Here is a 16,340-nt window from a genome sequence, read left to right as displayed (position 1 = left end):
CCGGCAGCCCGGCCCGTAGGGCGGGGGCTCAGGAACCCGTCGGGGTACCGTGCAGCCGTACCGTGCTGAGGATCTTCCGCACGGTCGCGTCCGGGACCTCGTCACTGACATCCTTCGCGCCGTAGAACGACCAGGAAACGAAGTCGCCCGCCGAGTTCTTGAAGCCGAACGAGGTCGCCGTGCCGTCGGAGTCGCACTTGCCCTTCTTGGGGACACCGACCGTGTACGACGTCGCGACGCTGCCCTTGATGCCCGAAGCCGTCGTGTAGGGCTGGGGCTTGCCGATCTTCAGCAGCTTCTCCGAGGCCTTCGCCTGGTCCGTGTAGCCGCCGAAGGCCCAGGCGGCCGAGTCGCCGCGGGCGATGGTGTCGGTGTTCTTGGCGCCGCTCTCCCCCTTGGTGCCGGCCGCGGCCAGCGCCGTGTCGTCCGTGCGGCCGTCCTTGTCGTCGTCGGACGTGCACCACTTCTCCTTGAGGAAAGCGGGCGCGGACATGCCGATGTACGCGGAGCCGTCACCCTTCTGCTTGTCCTCGAAGCCGATGAACGTGCCGGGCGTGCGGACGTTCCAGTCCGGGGGGACGTCGAAGGCGGTGCCCCATTTGGGGTTGATGACGACCTTCCAGCCCGCGATGGTCGGCTTCTCCTCGTCGGCGCCGCGCGGGTTGTCACCGCTTCCGCTCGCGCTGGGGGACGTGGTGGCGGACGCGCTGGGCGATTTGGACGCGTCCTTGCCCGCGTTGTCGTCCTTCTTGTCGCCGCCCAGGACGAGGAAGCCCGTCACACCGGCGGCCACGACCACGGCGGTGGCCGCCGTGATGGCGATGACCTTGGTCCTGTTTCCGCCACCGCTCGGTGGCTGGGGCACGCCCGCGGGGGCCGGCGTTCCCCACTGGGGCTGCCCCGGCTGGGGTCCGTGGGGGGCCGGCTGCTGCCCCGGCTGCGGGTACCCGGTCTGCTGGTATCCGGGCTCCTGATACGGATTCGGCTGCTGGTAACCCGGCTGCTGGTACGGGTTCTGGTCCTGCGGGTTCTGCTCGCCCCCGGGCGGCTGCTGTCCTGGCCACATGGGCCACCACCCTAGTGGCGCCTGTGACACGTTTCGGTCACCGGAGCTCGTCAGCCATGTACCGGTCAGGAATCGGGGCGCACCTTTTCGATTTCTTCACACCTGGCCGCAGAGATCGACCGGTGGGTGCCTGTCAAGATTATCTACTCACGGGTAACATGTGGGTATGAGCGCAGACCAGATGACGATCGGCGAGATGCTCGCCGCCACGGTGCCGATGGCCCGGACGCTGAACCTCGAGTTCGTGGAGACCACGCCGGACAAGGCCGTGGTGGCCCTGCCGGACCAGAGCGACTTTCACAACCACGTCGGCGGGCCGCACGCCGGAGCGATGTTCACCCTCGGTGAGTCGGCGAGCGGGGCGATCGTCCTCGCCGCGTTCGGGGAGCAGCTGTCGCGCGCCGTGCCGCTCGCGGTCAGCGCCGAGATCGCGTACAAGAAGCTCGCGATGGGCCCCGTGACGGCCACCGCGACCCTCGGCCGCCCGGCCGCGGAGGTCGTCGCCGAGCTCGACGCGGGTCAGCGCCCCGAGTTCCCCGTGACCATCGCCATCCAGCGCGCGGACGGCGCGGTCACGGGCGAGATGACGGTTGTCTGGACCCTGCGGCCAAACGGCTGAGCCGAGCGATCGGAACGGCGGCGGGTCCCCTCGGCCGACACCTCCTGGTGCCGGGCGGGCCCGCCCGGCGTTCACGGCCGGGTCGCGCTTCCCACCGCGTCGTCGCTCCGGCGCGTCACGGCTTCCGCGTCGTCGCTCTCGCGCGTCACGGCTTCCGTGGCACGGGGCCCGTGCTGCGGCGTACGACGAGCCGGACCGGCTCGATGTGGTCGATCCGGGGCTTTGCCGAACCGTCGATGCGAGACAGCAGCAGTTGGAGCGAACGTCGGCCTGTCGCGGCGAAGTCGGTACGCACGGTCGTCAGCGGGGGCAGCATGTGGGCGGCCTCGGGGATGTCGTCGTAGCCGACGACGCTGACGTCGTGCGGAACGTGCCGCCCGGCCTCGTGCAGGGCGCGCAGCACGCCGAGCGCCATCTGGTCGTTGGAGGCGAACACCGCCGTGACCTCGGCAAGCCCGGCCAGCCGGCGGCCCAGCGCGTACCCGGAGTCCGCGCTCCAGTCGCCGATGAGCGGCTCGGGGACCTCTGCCCCCGCCGCCCGAAGGGTGTCCCGCCACGCCTCCAGGCGGCGCTCGGCGGACAGCCAGCCCGTGGGGCCCGCGATGTGGTGAACCGTGCTGTGGCCGAGCTTCAGCAGGTGCTCGGTGGCCTGGCGCGCCCCGTCGCGGGAGTCCGCGGTGACGTACGAGGCGTCGTCCCCGAGGTCGTTCTCCAGGACCATCAGGGGGACGTCGAGCGCCGCCTCCGCCAGGGCCCTGCCCACCCAGCGCTGCGGTGCGATGGCGAGCAGCCCGTCCGCCCCCTCGGCCGACAGCGTGTGCACGGCGCGTACCAGGGTGTCCCGGTCGGCCGTGTCGAGGGCGATGGAGCTGACCAGATAACCGGCCTCCTGGGCAGCGGAGTTGATCGCGGTCAGGATGGAGGCGGGCCCGTAGCGTGCCGCGTCGAACGAGATCACCCCGAGCATCCGCGTCCTGCCACTGGCCAGGGATCGCGCGCTGCGGCTCGGCCGGTAGCCGAGTGTGCGCATGGCGGTCACGACCGCCTCCCGGGTATCGGGCCGCACCGCGGGACTGTCGTTGAGCACCCGGGAGACCGTCTGTTTCGAGACACCGGCCAGCCGGGCCACGTCGTCCATCACCGGGCGCGCCCCCGCGAAGCTGCGCCGACTGCGTCCCTTGGGGCCCTCGGTTCCCTGGGGGACGGCGCCGTCCGTGGCACCTCGGGTCATGGGGGCGCATCCTCCGACGTCTCGGCGGCGGTCTGTCCCGATCCGCCCGGCAGGCCCACAGGATAGGCCTGCCCGGCCCGCCTCCCCTTCGTCAGCCCGTCCGGACCGCCCAGGCGCGGCTGGTCCCCCACTCGACGCGCCACACCGCCGCCCGTCCCGTGACGTCACCCGCCCGCTCGGGCAGATACACCGGAGCGTCGGCGGCCAGGGGCAGTAACAGCAGCCGCAGCCCACGGTTGCGCGGGGCCGCCGCGGGGAGCCGGTCCAGGCCGATGTCCCAGACGCGTCCGGAGAAGAACTGGTCGGCGACGAGGGTGTCTCCGACGTACGCGCGGGCCACGTCGCCGGTCCAGTGGACGCGCAGGACGGTGCCGGACGGCCGGTGCGGGAGGTCGTCCGGCAGCTTGACGTGGTACTCGGCCGCGGAGGCGGCGAAGTGTTCGTCCGCCGGGGCGCTCGCCCGGCCCAGGGGACCGGTCGCGGTCGTGGGCGGCGGGCCCGCGGGGCGCACGAGGGTGGCGGCGGGCGCGATGTCCCCGTCGGCCCATTCCTCGGTCGTCCAGCGGGTGAACACGCCGTCGGCCGTCGCCGACAGGGGTGCCCCGGCCACCGTCAACGGCCGTGCGGGCGTCGGCAGTACGGCGAAGGAGGGTCGCGACGCGGAGCTGTGCACGCGGAGTTCGTCCTGGTCGAAAACGACACTGTCCGGGGAGAGGACCAGCCGCTCGGCGCCCCACGCCGTACCCCGGTAGGCGGTGCGCGCGGTGGTGGCGTCGAGGACGAGCAGGCCCATGTCGTTCCCGTCCGCGGTCCTCACCTGGACGAGGGCGTCGGTGCCGGGACGCAGACCGGTGATCAGAACACGGCCGTCGGCCTTGCCGACCGCTCCGGAGGGTGTGTCGACGGACGCGACCGTGCCCGCGTCCAGGGCGAGTTCGACCGGAACGCCGTCGGTGGCGGCCAGCACCAGGACCGTACGCCCGTCGTCCTGGACCCGGCACACCGGCTGGGCGGTGGCCCAGTCGAGCCGTAGACCGGCGACGTTCAGACGCAGCGGCCAGCAGAAGTACGCGCCGGTCGGGACGGTGATCGGGGCGCTGGGCAACGTCAGGGCGGGAGCGTCGGGGAAGTCGACCGTGAAGGTCGTGCCGGGGTGGGCCGGCAGCGGTTCGTGCGGCTGGTGGTTGTTGACGAACAGGAAGCCGGAGGTGCCGTCGCCGCGCACGGCCCAGCGCAGAGTGTCCCGGTCGGACTGGGAGGCGGGCTGCCGCTCGGGCAGGACGGACTCCATGGGGGCGATCAGGTCGCCGAAGTCGGCCAGCAGCAGGTGCTGGAGGCGCAGTGCGTGGTACGAGGGCCGGACCTGGCCGTACTCGCCCAGCGGCGCCTGGAAGTCGTAGGTGAGGACGGGCAGGTCGTTGGGGTAGCCGGTGGCGTGGGACTCCTGGAGGGCGGTGAGTTCACCGGCCGGGTTCGTGCCGCCGTGGAACATGTAGTAGCCCTGCCAGACCGAACCGCAGCCGATCTTGGTGAGGCCGAGCGCGCCGATGTCGTCGGGCTCGACGCGCGGCCTGCGATGGTAGGCGACGGCCATGCCGCCGCCGAGCTCGCAGGTGGCCCAGGGAAAGCGGTCCGTGGGCGCGGGGTCGCCGCCGCGTACGGTCGTCGGGCGCAGGTCGGCGCCGATGCCCTCGTCGTCGCGCTGATGGGTGAAGAAGAAGTGCTTGCGGCAGGTGTCCGGCCAGCCGCCGTCCGCCTCCGTCCAGAACGTCTCGGTGTAGCCGCCGTACAGCGGAAGCAGTTCGTCGGGCGGCAGTTGGACCCCGCCCCAGGCCGTGGACGTCCACAGCGGCGCGCTGAGACCCGCCTCCTGGGCCATCCGCTTCAGGGTGAGGAGGTGGCCGGGCTGGTCGTAGAGCTCGTTCTCGATCTGGATCGCGACGATCGGACCGCCGTGTGCCCGGTCGAGTCCCCGCAGCTGTTCCGCGATCGCCGTGAACCAGCCGCGTACGGGTTCCAGATAGGCGGGGTCGTCCGTGCGGGGCGCGCGGGTGCGGGCGAGCAGCCAGTCAGGGAAGCCGCCGTTGCGGACCTCCGCGTGGCACCAGGGGCCGATGCGCGGGATGAAGTCCAGGCCGTGCCGGGCGCACAACTCGGCGAAGAGCCGCAGGTCGCGGTCGCCGTCGAAGCGGACGCGGCCCTCGATCTCCTCGTGGTGGATCCAGATGACGTAACTGGCGACGACGGTGACCCCGCCCGCCTTCATCTTCAGCAGCTCCTCCTCCCAGTCCCGTGCCGGGTAGCGCGCGTAGTGGAACTCGCCGGACACCGGGAACCAGGGGCGGCCGCCGCGCGTGAGGTAGCGGCTGGTCACCTCGATGGGGTCGGGTGCCCCCGGGGCGTCGGCGAAGGGGAGATGGCCGGTCAGGGGCGGTGCGGGGGGCGCGGGGACGCGCAGGAGATGCGGCATCGGGACTTCTCCGGTCCGGGTTGGGGGAGGGCGTCGACTTCGTGCGGGTGCGGGTGCGGGTGCGGGTGCGGTGCAGTGCGGTGCGGGCGCGGTGGGGTGCGCTCGCTCGTTCCCGTTCCCGTTCTCGACCTGGGGCGTGGGAGCGTTCCCAGACTCAGTGATGTTATCGGTAACATGGCGCGCGTCAAGGGACTTTGGGGCGATGGCGGAACGGCCCCGGAACGCCGTGGTCCGCCTCGCCGCCGGACCTCCCGCGGGCCGGGCGACGCCCTCGGAAACACCGGGGCCAAGTGGCGTTCCGCCTGTTCCGGAGGCGTTCACGGCGAGGCCACGCCCGTGTCCCCGCGGCCTGGCTGAGTGGTTCCAGCAAGTGAATCGCTCGGAGGCACCGGAGGGGCGCCCCATGGCCGGAACCGAACCCGTATCCGCCGCCGTCAACCGTCGTCGATTTCTGCTCGCCTCAGGCGCCACGGCAGCGGCCGGTGTCGCCGGAACCAGCGCGGGGGCGCTCCTGCCGCGCCAGCGTCGGCACCCCGCCGTCGAGCCCGCCGCACGGAGCGTCGTCCAGCGGCCGCCCCGCAGCACCCCGCGGGCGGCGCCGCACGCCGTGACCACCCTGGAGACGACGGCCCGCCTCGGCGGCAGCCCCCACACCGGCACCTACCGACGGCTGGTCTCTGGCCCCGGCTGGCCCCTGGTCGTCCGTAAGGAGCTCGCCACGCCAGGCGCCGGGCGCAAGGACCGGCGCACCCCGCTCGCGTGTTTCGTGCAGTTCACCGACCTCCATCTCGCCGACGTACAGAACCCGCTGCGCACCGAGTTCCTGCGCTCGCGCGGGGCCTCGTCGTGGCGGGCGCAGGAGGCGCTGACGGTGGCCGGGGCGGTCGCGCTCGTCGAGCAGGTGAACGCGCTCGGCGGAGGGCCGAACACCAGGCTGCGCCCCGCCTTCGTGATGACCACGGGCGACAACGTCGACAACAACTCCGCGATCGAGCTGGAGTGGTTCCTGACCGTGATGAGCGGCGGCCGGATCACGCCGAACACCGGCGACCCGCGGGCATACGAAGGCGCCCAGAACTCCGGTCTCCCCCTGTACTGGCACCCCGGGGACCCCCACCTGCGCGATCTGGACAAGCGGCGCGGGCTGCCCCTGATCCCCGGCTTCCTCGCGGCGGCCACCCGCCCGATCACCAGCCCGGGGCTGCGCATCCCCTGGTACTCCACGGTCGGCAACCACGACGATCTGCCCGGCGGTTGCCTGTCGCCCGCGCTGAACGACTTCGCCGTCGGCTCCCGCAAACTGCTGTCGGTACCCGCCGCGGACGCGGCCGCCTACGCCAAGGCGCTCGGGTCGGGCGACGATCCGAAGAGCGAGGTGCTCAAGGCGATCCTGACCAGGAACGTGGCCTCGGCGCGGACCGTGACCGCCGACGAGCGGCGCCGACTGTGCACCCCGCACGACTATCTGGCCGCCCATCTCGACCCCGCGCGCGTGGGTGCCGGTCCGGTCGGCCACGGCTACACCCAGGACAACCTGGACGGCGAGCGGATGTACTACTCCTTCAAGGTGGCCGAGAACGTCCTCGGCATCAGCATCGACACGACGTACCGCAGCGGCCACTACGAGGGTTCACTCGGCAGCGACCAACTCCGCTGGCTGGAAAGGACCCTGGCCGCGCACAGCTCCCGGTCCTACGACGCCAACGGGCGGCTCGTCCGCAACACCGGGGCCGACGACGCCCACATCCTGGTCTTCAGTCACCACCACAGCCCCAGCATGACCCGTCGTCCCGACGCCGCCCGCACGGACGAGCCGCGTCACGACGGAGCGGAGGTCATCGCCCTGCTCAGCCGGTTCCCGAACGTGGTGGCCTGGATCAACGGGCACAGTCACGTCAACCGGATCACGCCGCACCCGCACGCGACGCCCGCCCGCTCCTTCTGGGAGGTCAACACCGCCTCCCACGTGGACTATCCGCACCACGCCCGGCTGATCGAACTGACCGACAACGGAGACGGGACGGTGTCCCTGTTCACCACCCTCGTCGAGTCCGCCGCGCCGCACCGCACCGCCCCGGACTTCGACGACCTGTCGGCGGTGGGACTCGCCTCCCTGTACCGGGAAGTGGCCTACAACGCTCCCGGCCTCGCCGAGAGCATGAAGGACGGCGTCCAGGAGGGCTGGGCGGGCGGTGCCGGGGACCGCAACGCGGAACTGGTGGTGGCGGGCGGGCCGGCGGCGGCGTAAACGGTCCTTGCCGTGATTCCTTCGGTTGTTGTCGGGGTGCCGGCCGTTCCTGTTCATTTCATTGACACGAGTCACCGGCGGTCATAGTTTTCGCGCCGTACCCGTGTTGTGTGACGGCGTGTCATGTTCGGGCTGGGATCTGGTGTGTTCAAGGGCCGAACGCGGGCGTTGTCGTCGGCGCGCGTACCTGCGGTTCACGACGACGTGCCCGCGCACCGAAGGAGTGACGGCTCATGTCCCACGCTGCTTCCGATGGGTTTTCCCGGCGTTCGACCCTGCGTCTGCTGGGCGGCGCCATCGCGGTCGCCGCGGCGGCCACCACCGGCTCCGTTCCGCTCGCCCGGGCGGAGTCCAGATCCGGCGCCGGCCCTCGCGTAGAGGGCTTGATGGCCAAACTCACTCTCGACGAGAAGATCTCCCTGCTGCACGGCGCCACCGACCCCGCCTCGCTCGGCCAGGCCGGGTACACACCCGGAGTACCCCGCCTCGGCATCCCGCCGCTCCGCCTCGCCGACGGCCCCGCCGGAGTCCGCGTCACCCGGCACGCCACCGCCCTGCCCGCCCCGGTGCTTCTCGCCTCCGCCTTCGATCCCGGCCTGGCCCGCCGCTACGGGCAGGTCATCGGGCGCGAGGGCCGCGCCCTCGGCCAGGACGTGCTGCTCTCCCCGATGGTCAACCTCATCCGCACCCCGTACGCGGGCCGCAACTTCGAGACCTTCAGTGAGGACCCGCTGCTCGCCGGCGACCTGGTCGCGGCCGAGATCCGCGGCATCCAGGGTGAGGGCCTCATCGCGACCGTCAAGCACTTCGCGCTGAACAACCAGGAGCAGGACCGCATGTCCATCGACGTGCGGGTCGACGAGCAGACCATGCACGAGGTCGAACTGCGCGGCTTCGAGGCGGCCGTCGCCGCCCGCACCGGCGCGGTCATGGGCGCGTACAACAAGGTCAACGGCACCTTCGCCTGCGAGAACAAGACGCTCCTCACCGACATCCTGCGCGAGCGGTGGGGCTTCGGAGGCTGGGTGATGACCGACTGGTTCGCGGCCCACAGCACCGTCACCGCCCTCACCGCGGGCCTCGACATGGAGATGCCGGACGGTACGTACTTCGGGGCCGCCCTGAAGACGGCCATGCAGAGCGGCGCCGTGGCCGAGTCCTACGTCGACCGGGCCGTACGCCGCGTCCTCGCCGTGATGGACCGCTTCGGGCTGCTCGGCGGCGGCGTTCCGCCCCGTCCCGCCCGCGACCCGAAGGCGGGCGCGGCCGTCGCTCTGGAGGTCGCCAAGGCGGGCGCGACGCTCCTGCGCAACAAGCGCCACGCACTGCCCCTGACCGGCGCCGCCGCCCGCAGCATCGCCGTCGTCGGCCCGACCGGCTCCCTGCCGTTCGTCAGCGGCGGCGGCAGCGCGCACGTCGTCCCGGACCACGCCGACAGCCCGCTCGACGCCATCCGCTCCCGCGCGGGAGGCGGCGCCCGGGTGTCGTACGCGCTCGGCGAGGACCTCTTCGGCAAGGCCATCCCGAGCGCGGCGCTGACCTCGGGCATCGACACCGAGGGCCAGAACGTCCCCGCCGGAGGGGCCTGGACGTACACGGGGACGCTCACCGTCGCGGACGCCGACGAGTGGACCTTCGTCATCCACTACTCCGGCATCCGGCCCACGGTGCTCGTCGACGGCGTCGAACTCTTCCCGCCGCTGCCCGGCTACGGCGAGTACTTCAGCGGCGGTCTGGTCTCCGCGGCGCCCGACGGACTCGCCGTCCGCCGCAAGGCCCTCGACCTCGCGAAGGGCAAGCACCAGGTCTCCATCACCGCCCAGGGCGCCGACACGGGACAACTGTTCCGGCTGCGGCGAGTCACCGGGGCGACCCGCGCCCAGGACGTCGCCGAGGCTGTGGACGCCGCGCGCGCCGCCCACAGCGTCGTCCTCTTCGCCTACGAGGACGCCACCGAGGGCCTGGACCGCGGCACCCTCGCGCTGCCCGGCAACCAGGAGCAGCTGATCAAGGCCGTCGCGGCGGCCAACCCCCGGACGGCCGTCGTCCTCAACACCTCCTCCTCGACCTCGATGCCCTGGCTGGACGGCACGGCCGCCGTGCTCCAGATGTACTACCCGGGCCAGGAGGGCGCGGCCGCCACCGCCGCCGTCCTGTTCGGCGACTGCGATCCCGGTGGCCGGCTCACCCAGTCCTTCGCGGTGGACGACGCCCACCACCCGGTCGCCGGCGACCCGCACCGCTACCCCGGCGTGAACGGCACCGAGGAGTACTCGGAGGGGATCCACGTCGGCTACCGCTGGTACGACGCGCAGGGCGTGCGCCCGTTGTTCCCCTTCGGGCACGGACTCTCGTACACCTCGTTCGCGTACGAGGACCTGCGGGTCCGGGGGAGCGAGGTCGGCTTCACCGTGCGCAACACCGGGCGGCGCGACGGCGTCGAGGTGGCGCAGGTCTACCTCGGGCCGTCGCCCGATCTCCGGCTCGACCAGGCCGTACGGGTGCTGGCCGGGTACCGGCGGCTCGCGCTGCGGGCGGGGGAGCGGCGACGGGTGACGGTGCGCCTCGACCGGCGCACGCTGTCGTCCTGGGACGCGGGGCGGCACGACTGGGTCCTCGGCACCGGGCGCCGCGCTGTGTGGGTGGGGTCGTCGTCGCGGGACCTGCGGCTGCGCGGCAGTGTGGAGGTGGGCGCGTGAACAGGGGAAGGATCGTCCGATCCGGCCGCCTGCGCACGCTGCTGGTAGGGGCGACGGTCTTCGCCGCCGCGCTCGTCGCACCGGCCCCGGCCCCGGCGCACGCCGCGCAGGACCCGGCCGTCGTGCGCACCGCCGCCGGTCTGGTCCGGGGCGAAGTCACCGCCGAGGGACGCCAGTTCCTCGACATCCCGTACGCACAGCCGCCCGTCGGCGCGCTCCGCTGGAGGAACCCGGAGCCGGTCGCACCCTGGCGCGGTGTGCGCACCGCACGGGACTTCGGCAACCGATGTGTCCAGACGGCCAGTTGGGACCCCGGCTACGAGCGGCCCAGCCACACCGAGGACTGCCTCGACCTCAATGTGTACGTCCCCGAAGGCGCCGGAAGCCGGCCGGTGATGGTCTGGCTGCACGGCGGCGGGCTCACCGCGGGTGCGGGCGAGGACATCGTGCCCGACACCTTCGCCCGCCGGACCGGCACGGTCGTCGTGACCGTCAACTACCGCCTCGGCGCGATGGGATTCCTCGCCACGGCCGGACTCGACGGCGAGGCGCGCGACGGGGTCTCGGGCAACTTCGGCATGCTCGACCAACAGGCCGCACTGCGCTGGGTGCGCGCCAACATAGGCCGCTTCGGCGGCGATCCGGGCCGCGTCACCGTCGCGGGCGAGTCGGCGGGCGGCCGCTCGGTCTGCACCCAGCTGGCCTCGCCGACCTCGAAGGGCCTGTACCGGGCGGGGATCGTCGAGAGTGGCGCGTACGGGAACTGCGCGGCGCGCACCCACGAGGCGGCCGTGGCCGCCGGCGCGGCCTTCGCACGGAAGGTGGGCTGCGCCGATCTGTCGGCGGTGTGTCTGCGCGGCAGGTCGTCCGCGGAGATCCTCGCCGCCCAGGGCGGATTCGACTGGGGGCCCGTCGTCGGCGGCGCCTTCCTGCCGGTACAGCCCTTCGAGGCGTACGCGAAGGGGGCCGCGGCCCGGGTCCCCGTACTGAACGGGGCGAACGAGGACGAGGGGCGGCTGTTCGCCTTCGCCCGGTTCGACCATGCCGGCACCCCGCTCACCGCCGAGCGGTACCCGGCGGTCGTGAAGGAGGCCTGGGGCGCCGAGCTGGGCGAGCGGGTACTCACGCGCTATCCGCTCGACGACTACCCGTCGCCGACGCTCGCCTACGCCACCGCCTTCGGTGACTACCTCATGGCGTGTCCGGCGCTGCGGCTCGACGCGGTGCTCGCCGGACGCGGGCCCGTGTACGCGTACGAGTTCGCCGACCGCACCTCACCGCCGTTCGCCTCGCTGCGCGATCTCCGCACGAGCTTCGACTTCGGGGCGACCCATGTGAACGAGGTGCAGTACCTCTTCAAGCACTTCGGGCTCCCCACCCCGCTGAACGCGGAGCAGCGGGCGCTGTCGCGGCAGATGATCCAGTACTGGGGGTCCTTCATCCGGGGCGGGGTGCCGCGTGCCGACGGGCAGCCCGCGATGCCCGGCGGCTCCGGTCGGGTGCTCTCGCTGCGGACCGCTTCCCGGGGCGGAAACGTGGTGAGCACGACCGTCCACCGGGAGCATCGGTGCGAGCTGTGGGACGCCGCCGCGCGAGGCTGAGCGGTAGGCTTCCCGGCGTGTGCCCGTCGTCGTGGGCGCACGCCGGGAAGTGTGCGATTCGGGAGGAACCGGCGTTGGACGTCCAGCATTGGCTCGAGACGGTGCCCGCGGTCAGCATCTATGCGCTGGTGGCCCTGGTCATCGGCCTGGAGAGCCTGGGCATCCCGTTGCCCGGCGAGATCATCCTGGTTTCGGCGGCGCTGTTGTCCTCGCAGCACTCGGGCATCAACCCCGTCATCCTCGGGGCGTGCGCCAGCATCGGCGCGATCGTCGGCGACTCCATCGGCTATGCCATCGGCCGCAAGGGCGGGCGCCCCCTGCTGGCCTGGCTGGGCGCGAAGTTCCCCAAGCACTTCAGTGCGGGGCACGTCGCGACCGCCGAACGGTCCTTCCAGAAGTGGGGCATGTGGGCCGTCTTCTTCGGCCGGTTCATCGCGCTGCTGCGGATCTTCGCGGGGCCGCTCGCGGGTGTGCTGAAGATGCCGTACTGGAAGTTCCTGATCGCCAATGTGCTGGGCGGGATCATCTGGGCCGGGGGTACCACCGCGGTCATCTACTACGTGGGAGTCGTCGCCGAGTCCTGGCTGAAGCGGTTCTCGTGGGTCGGGCTCGTGGTGGCCGTGCTCATCGGGCTTGCCTCGATGCTGATCGTGAAGCGCAAGGCGAAGAAGGCGGCGGCGGAGATCGAGACGGGGGAGCGGGAGCCGGTGACGGCTCCCGAGTAGTTTTCGTTGTCGGGTGCGTGCGGGTGGTGTGCGGCTGGGCGTGCCCACGCGGCGGAGCCGCGCAGTGACACGGCCCCGCGCCCCTGCGGGGCGCCCCTCAGCCTTCGTGCGCCTGCTTGTGCGTCTTTGCCAGGTCCACGTAGAAGGTGCCGTTCAGGGTGAGCCCCTGGCGTTCCTCCTCCGTCAGGGGGCGCTTGACCTTGGCGGGGACTCCGGCCACCAGGGAGCCCGGCGGCACCTGCATCCCCTGGGGGACCAGGGCCTGGGCCGCCACCAGGGAACCGGCGCCGATCACCGCGCCGTTGAGGACCGTGGCGCCCATGCCGATCAGGCAGTCGTCCTCGACCGTCGCGCCGTGCAGCACGGCGTTGTGGCCGACCGAGACACGCTCGCCGACCGTGATCGGGAAGCCCGGGTCGACGTGGAGGGTGCAGTTGTCCTGGATGTTGCTGTCGGCGCCGACGACGATCGGGCCGAAGTCGGCGCGCAGTACCGCGCCGTACCAGACGCTCGCGCCCGCGTGCAGGGTGACGTCCCCGATCACCACGGACATCGGTGCCGTGAACGCCTCCGGGTCCACCCGCGGGTCCTTGCCGCCGATCCCCATGATCAGCGCCTGCTGCGTCATCAGCGTCTCCTCGTTGTCGTCGGCGGCGGCGGTACAGCGGCACCGTATGCCATCGCTCCCGGCCCCGGTGGGGCGAAGATCACAGCGGTGATCCCTGCTTGGCCCAGGTCGCCCTGAGTACGGTGAGCGGGTGCCCAGCAACAGGAACGTGTTCTCATCATGGCGGCGCCGCCTCGCGCAGCGCGCCGTCCACGCGGGCTGGGCCTGGGTGCAGCGCACGGGTTCGGTGACGGCCGAGCACCCGGGGCGGCTGCGCTTCGGCGCGATGGGAACGGGTACCAGACTCGCCTTCCCGCTCGGCACCGTCTTCGGTGAGCCCTGGATCCATCTCGGTGCCCACTGCATCGTCGGCGAACAGGTCACGCTCACCGCCGGTCTGATGCCCGGCCTCGACCTCGGCGCCGACCCGATCCTGCGCGTCGGTGACGGTGTCGTGCTCGGCCGCGGCAGCCACGTCATCGCCGACACGACGGTCACGATCGGCAGCGACTGCTACTTCGGGCCGTATGTGTATGTGACGTCCACGAACCACTCGTACGACGATCCGCACGTGCCCATCGGCAAGCAGTGGCCCCGGATGGAGCCGGTGGAGATCGGATCCGGCTGCTGGATCGGCACCGGGGCGGTGATCCTGCCGGGGGCGCGGATCGGGCGGAACGTCGTGGTGGCGGCCGGTGCGGTGGTGCGCGGCGCGGTGCCGGACCACTCGGTCGTGGCGGGGGCTCCCGCCCGGGTCGTACGGCGCTGGGACGCGGTCGACGGCTGGCAGCCGCCGCTGCGGACGCCCGCGCCGGTCCCGATTCCCGACGGGGTGACACCGGAGCAACTGCTCGCGCTGTCGGAGCTGGACGAGGAGACCGTGGAGCGGCTGGCGGAGCTGGACGCCGAGTCGTCCTGAAGCCGGTCGGGACTGATCAGCCGGTGGCCAGCAGTACCGTGCCGACCAGTGCCAGGCCCGCGCCCGCCGCCTGGATTCCGCGTAGCCGTTCGCTGAGGAAGCCGCGTGCGGCCAGGGCCGTGACCACCGGATAGAGCGAGGCGAGGACGGCGGCCACCGTGACCGGGCCGTGCTGGGCGGCGACGGAGTATGTGCCGTTCGCCGCGACGTCCGCGAGGCCGACGAAGGCGAGTGCGGGCAGGGAGAGCCAGGGGAAGCCGCCCTCGGGGAGGGCGGCGGCGCCGCGTCGCACGGAGACGAGGAGCGCCGCGCCACCGGTGGCGACGTTGGTCAGGCGCTGCACGAACAGCGCGAGGAACAGCCCGGTCACCGACGAGGACGCCTCCGCGATCAGCACGAACACCGTGCCGAAGCCGAGCGCGGCGATCAGCGTGAGGAGGACCGCCTGCCGTTGCACGGGGGCGCCTGTCAACTGGGGCCCGCCGGCGAGCGCGACGCCCACGACGGCGACCGCGATGCCCGCCACCTGCGTCAGTCCGGGGCGCTCCCCGAGGAAGAGTCCCACGGTGATGGGGACGGCGACGGCCAGGGAGCCGAGCGGGGAGACGACGCCCATCGGGCCCAGGGCGAGCGCCTTGTAGAAGGAGAGCAGCGCGACGGGTCCCACGAGTCCCGCGGCGAACGCGAACCACAGCTGCGGTCCCGCCGCGCTCAAGCCGCCGGTCACGACCACGATCGCGCCCAGTACCGCCGCCGCGATCGACTGCGAGACCACGACCACGGTCAGCGCGGGCGTACGCCGGGTCAGCAGCCCGCCGCCGAAGTCGGCCAGGCCCCACAGGAGGCTGGTGGCCAGAGCGAAGATCGCTGTCATGGGTCGCCTCGCAGTACAGTTCAGTGAACGATCAGGTGCACCCCAGCATAGTTCATTCTATTGAACTCTGTAATCTAGAATATTGGACGCAGACTATTGGACGGAATGTGTCGGATCTCGACCTGCTGACCCAGTCGCTGGCGCGCAACGTCAAGCGCTGGCGCACCGAGCGCGGCTTCACCCTGGACGTGCTCGCCGGCCGCGCCGGAGTCAGCCGTGGCATGCTCATCCAGATCGAGCAGGCCAGGACCAACCCCAGCATCGGTACCGTCGTGAAGATCGGTGACGCGCTCGGCGTCAGCATCACGACCCTCCTCGACTACGAGCAGGGCCCCAAGGTCCGGATCGTCCCGGCCGAGCAGGCCGTACGGCTGTGGCACACGGACGCGGGCAGCTACAACCGCCTTCTCGCGGGCACCGAGGCGCCCGGGCCGCTGGAGATGTGGGACTGGCGGCTGATGCCGGGCGACGGCAGTCCCTCGGACCCGCACCCCACGGGGACGGTCGAACTCGTCCATGTCATGGCGGGCGAACTCACCCTCAGCGTCGACGGGACCGACTACCGCGTCCCCGAGGGCGCGAGCGTGTCGTTCGAGGCCAACACCCCCCACACGTACACCAACAAGGGCGACGTGCCGGTGGAGATGGTCATGGCGGTGTCGGTCCCGTTCGTGCACTGAGACACCCGGCCGGGCGGACCGGAGCGGCTGTTAGCGTGCCGTCATGCGCGCTCCCATCGGACACTTCGACCACGCCACGGCCGCACCCGACTGCCTCGACGAGCTCACCCGCCCGGTCGCGGACGGCGTACGCCACTGGCGCGGGACCGTCCCCGCCGACCAGATCGTGTACGTCGACACGGACCCCGAGTGGGCCGACACCGCGACCTTCGTCGAGCACTACGGCAAGGAACTGCTGGACCAGTCGGCCAACTGCGTGGTCGTCGCGGGCAAACGCGGCGGCGAGACCACACTCGCCGCCTGCGTGGTCCTCTCCGCCACCCGGGTCGACGTCAACGGTGCCGTCCGCCGCCAACTCGGTGCCCGCAAGGCCTCGTTCGCCCCGATGGACACCGCCACCGGCGAGAGCGGCATGGAGTACGGCGGAATCACCCCGATCGGACTGCCGGGCGACTGGCCGGTGCTGGTGGACCCGGCGGTCGTCGAGCTGCCGTACGTCCTGGTGGGCAGTGGCCGTCGGCGCGGGAAGCTGCTGGTACCGGGCAAGGCGTTCGCCGAACTGCCGAACGCGGTGGTGCTGGAGGGGCTGGGCATCGCCTGA

At 72.1% G+C, this 16,340-nt stretch carries 13 protein-coding genes; 8 read left to right on the top strand and 5 right to left on the bottom strand.

The window, feature by feature from the left end:
* Positions 1–28: 28 nt before the first annotated feature.
* The gene (locus tag ACFVWD_RS27040) at positions 29–1,066 is read right to left on the bottom strand and encodes a hypothetical protein (RefSeq protein ID WP_389599712.1); all 1,038 of its coding nucleotides are present in this window, start codon (positions 1,064–1,066) and stop codon (positions 29–31) included.
* A 181-nt stretch (positions 1,067–1,247) separates the two neighbouring features.
* Between ACFVWD_RS27040 and ACFVWD_RS27035 the strand changes: the two genes are divergently transcribed.
* Positions 1,248–1,685, top strand: coding sequence for a DUF4442 domain-containing protein (locus ACFVWD_RS27035; protein WP_385374301.1), 438 nt, complete (start codon positions 1,248–1,250; stop codon positions 1,683–1,685).
* 145 nt (positions 1,686–1,830) lie between these two features.
* Here the strand turns inward: ACFVWD_RS27035 and ACFVWD_RS27030 are convergent, their stop codons facing one another.
* Together ACFVWD_RS27030 and ACFVWD_RS27025 are read right to left on the bottom strand one after the other, a co-directional pair.
* Positions 1,831–2,916, bottom strand: a complete 1,086-nt coding sequence (locus ACFVWD_RS27030; RefSeq protein WP_389599710.1) for a LacI family DNA-binding transcriptional regulator — start codon at positions 2,914–2,916, stop codon at positions 1,831–1,833.
* A gap of 91 nt (positions 2,917–3,007) precedes the next feature.
* Positions 3,008–5,386, bottom strand: a complete 2,379-nt coding sequence (locus ACFVWD_RS27025) for a beta-galactosidase (protein ID WP_389599708.1) — start codon at positions 5,384–5,386, stop codon at positions 3,008–3,010.
* A gap of 403 nt (positions 5,387–5,789) precedes the next feature.
* Here ACFVWD_RS27025 and ACFVWD_RS27020 point away from each other — a divergent pair, with 403 nt between their 5' ends.
* From ACFVWD_RS27020 to ACFVWD_RS27005, 4 genes are all read left to right on the top strand, one after another.
* On the top strand, positions 5,790–7,634 hold the full coding sequence (locus tag ACFVWD_RS27020) for a TIGR03767 family metallophosphoesterase (protein ID WP_389599706.1): 1,845 nt from the start codon (positions 5,790–5,792) through the stop codon (positions 7,632–7,634).
* 233 nt (positions 7,635–7,867) lie between these two features.
* Positions 7,868–10,333, top strand: a complete 2,466-nt coding sequence (locus ACFVWD_RS27015; protein WP_389599704.1) for a beta-glucosidase — start codon at positions 7,868–7,870, stop codon at positions 10,331–10,333.
* Positions 10,330–11,934, top strand: coding sequence for a carboxylesterase/lipase family protein (locus ACFVWD_RS27010; protein WP_389599703.1), 1,605 nt, complete (start codon positions 10,330–10,332; stop codon positions 11,932–11,934). The genes ACFVWD_RS27015 and ACFVWD_RS27010 overlap by 4 nt, the downstream gene beginning before the upstream one ends.
* A 74-nt stretch (positions 11,935–12,008) precedes the next feature.
* Entirely contained in the window at positions 12,009–12,659 is a 651-nt protein-coding gene (locus ACFVWD_RS27005) for a DedA family protein (protein ID WP_389599701.1), read from the top strand.
* A 97-nt stretch (positions 12,660–12,756) separates the two neighbouring features.
* Here the strand turns inward: ACFVWD_RS27005 and ACFVWD_RS27000 are convergent, their stop codons facing one another.
* Positions 12,757–13,287, bottom strand: coding sequence for a gamma carbonic anhydrase family protein (locus ACFVWD_RS27000; protein ID WP_389599700.1), 531 nt, complete (start codon positions 13,285–13,287; stop codon positions 12,757–12,759).
* Between the two features lie 130 nt (positions 13,288–13,417).
* On the opposite strand from ACFVWD_RS27000, the gene ACFVWD_RS26995 reads away from it, so the two are divergent.
* Positions 13,418–14,185, top strand: a complete 768-nt coding sequence (locus ACFVWD_RS26995; RefSeq protein ID WP_389599699.1) for an acyltransferase — start codon at positions 13,418–13,420, stop codon at positions 14,183–14,185.
* A 16-nt stretch (positions 14,186–14,201) separates the two neighbouring features.
* Here the strand turns inward: ACFVWD_RS26995 and ACFVWD_RS26990 are convergent, their stop codons facing one another.
* Positions 14,202–15,059: an EamA family transporter gene (locus ACFVWD_RS26990; RefSeq protein WP_389599697.1), complete on the bottom strand. Its 858-nt coding sequence runs from the start codon at positions 15,057–15,059 to the stop codon at positions 14,202–14,204.
* 107 nt (positions 15,060–15,166) lie between these two features.
* On the opposite strand from ACFVWD_RS26990, the gene ACFVWD_RS26985 reads away from it, so the two are divergent.
* Both ACFVWD_RS26985 and ACFVWD_RS26980 read left to right on the top strand, forming a co-directional pair.
* The gene (locus ACFVWD_RS26985; protein WP_389599695.1) at positions 15,167–15,739 is read left to right on the top strand and encodes a helix-turn-helix domain-containing protein; all 573 of its coding nucleotides are present in this window, start codon (positions 15,167–15,169) and stop codon (positions 15,737–15,739) included.
* Between the two features lie 43 nt (positions 15,740–15,782).
* Positions 15,783–16,340 carry a YbaK/EbsC family protein gene (locus ACFVWD_RS26980; protein WP_101407910.1) on the top strand — a complete coding sequence of 186 codons (558 nt, stop codon included), beginning with the start codon at positions 15,783–15,785 and terminating at the stop codon, positions 16,338–16,340.

The organism is Streptomyces sp. NPDC058086, from assembly GCF_042885015.1.
In the GTDB taxonomy this organism is placed as follows: Bacteria; Actinomycetota; Actinomycetes; order Streptomycetales; family Streptomycetaceae; genus Streptomyces.
The sequence above is the reverse complement of the archived record's forward strand: the minus strand, read 5'-3'. Positions and strand labels throughout refer to the sequence as shown.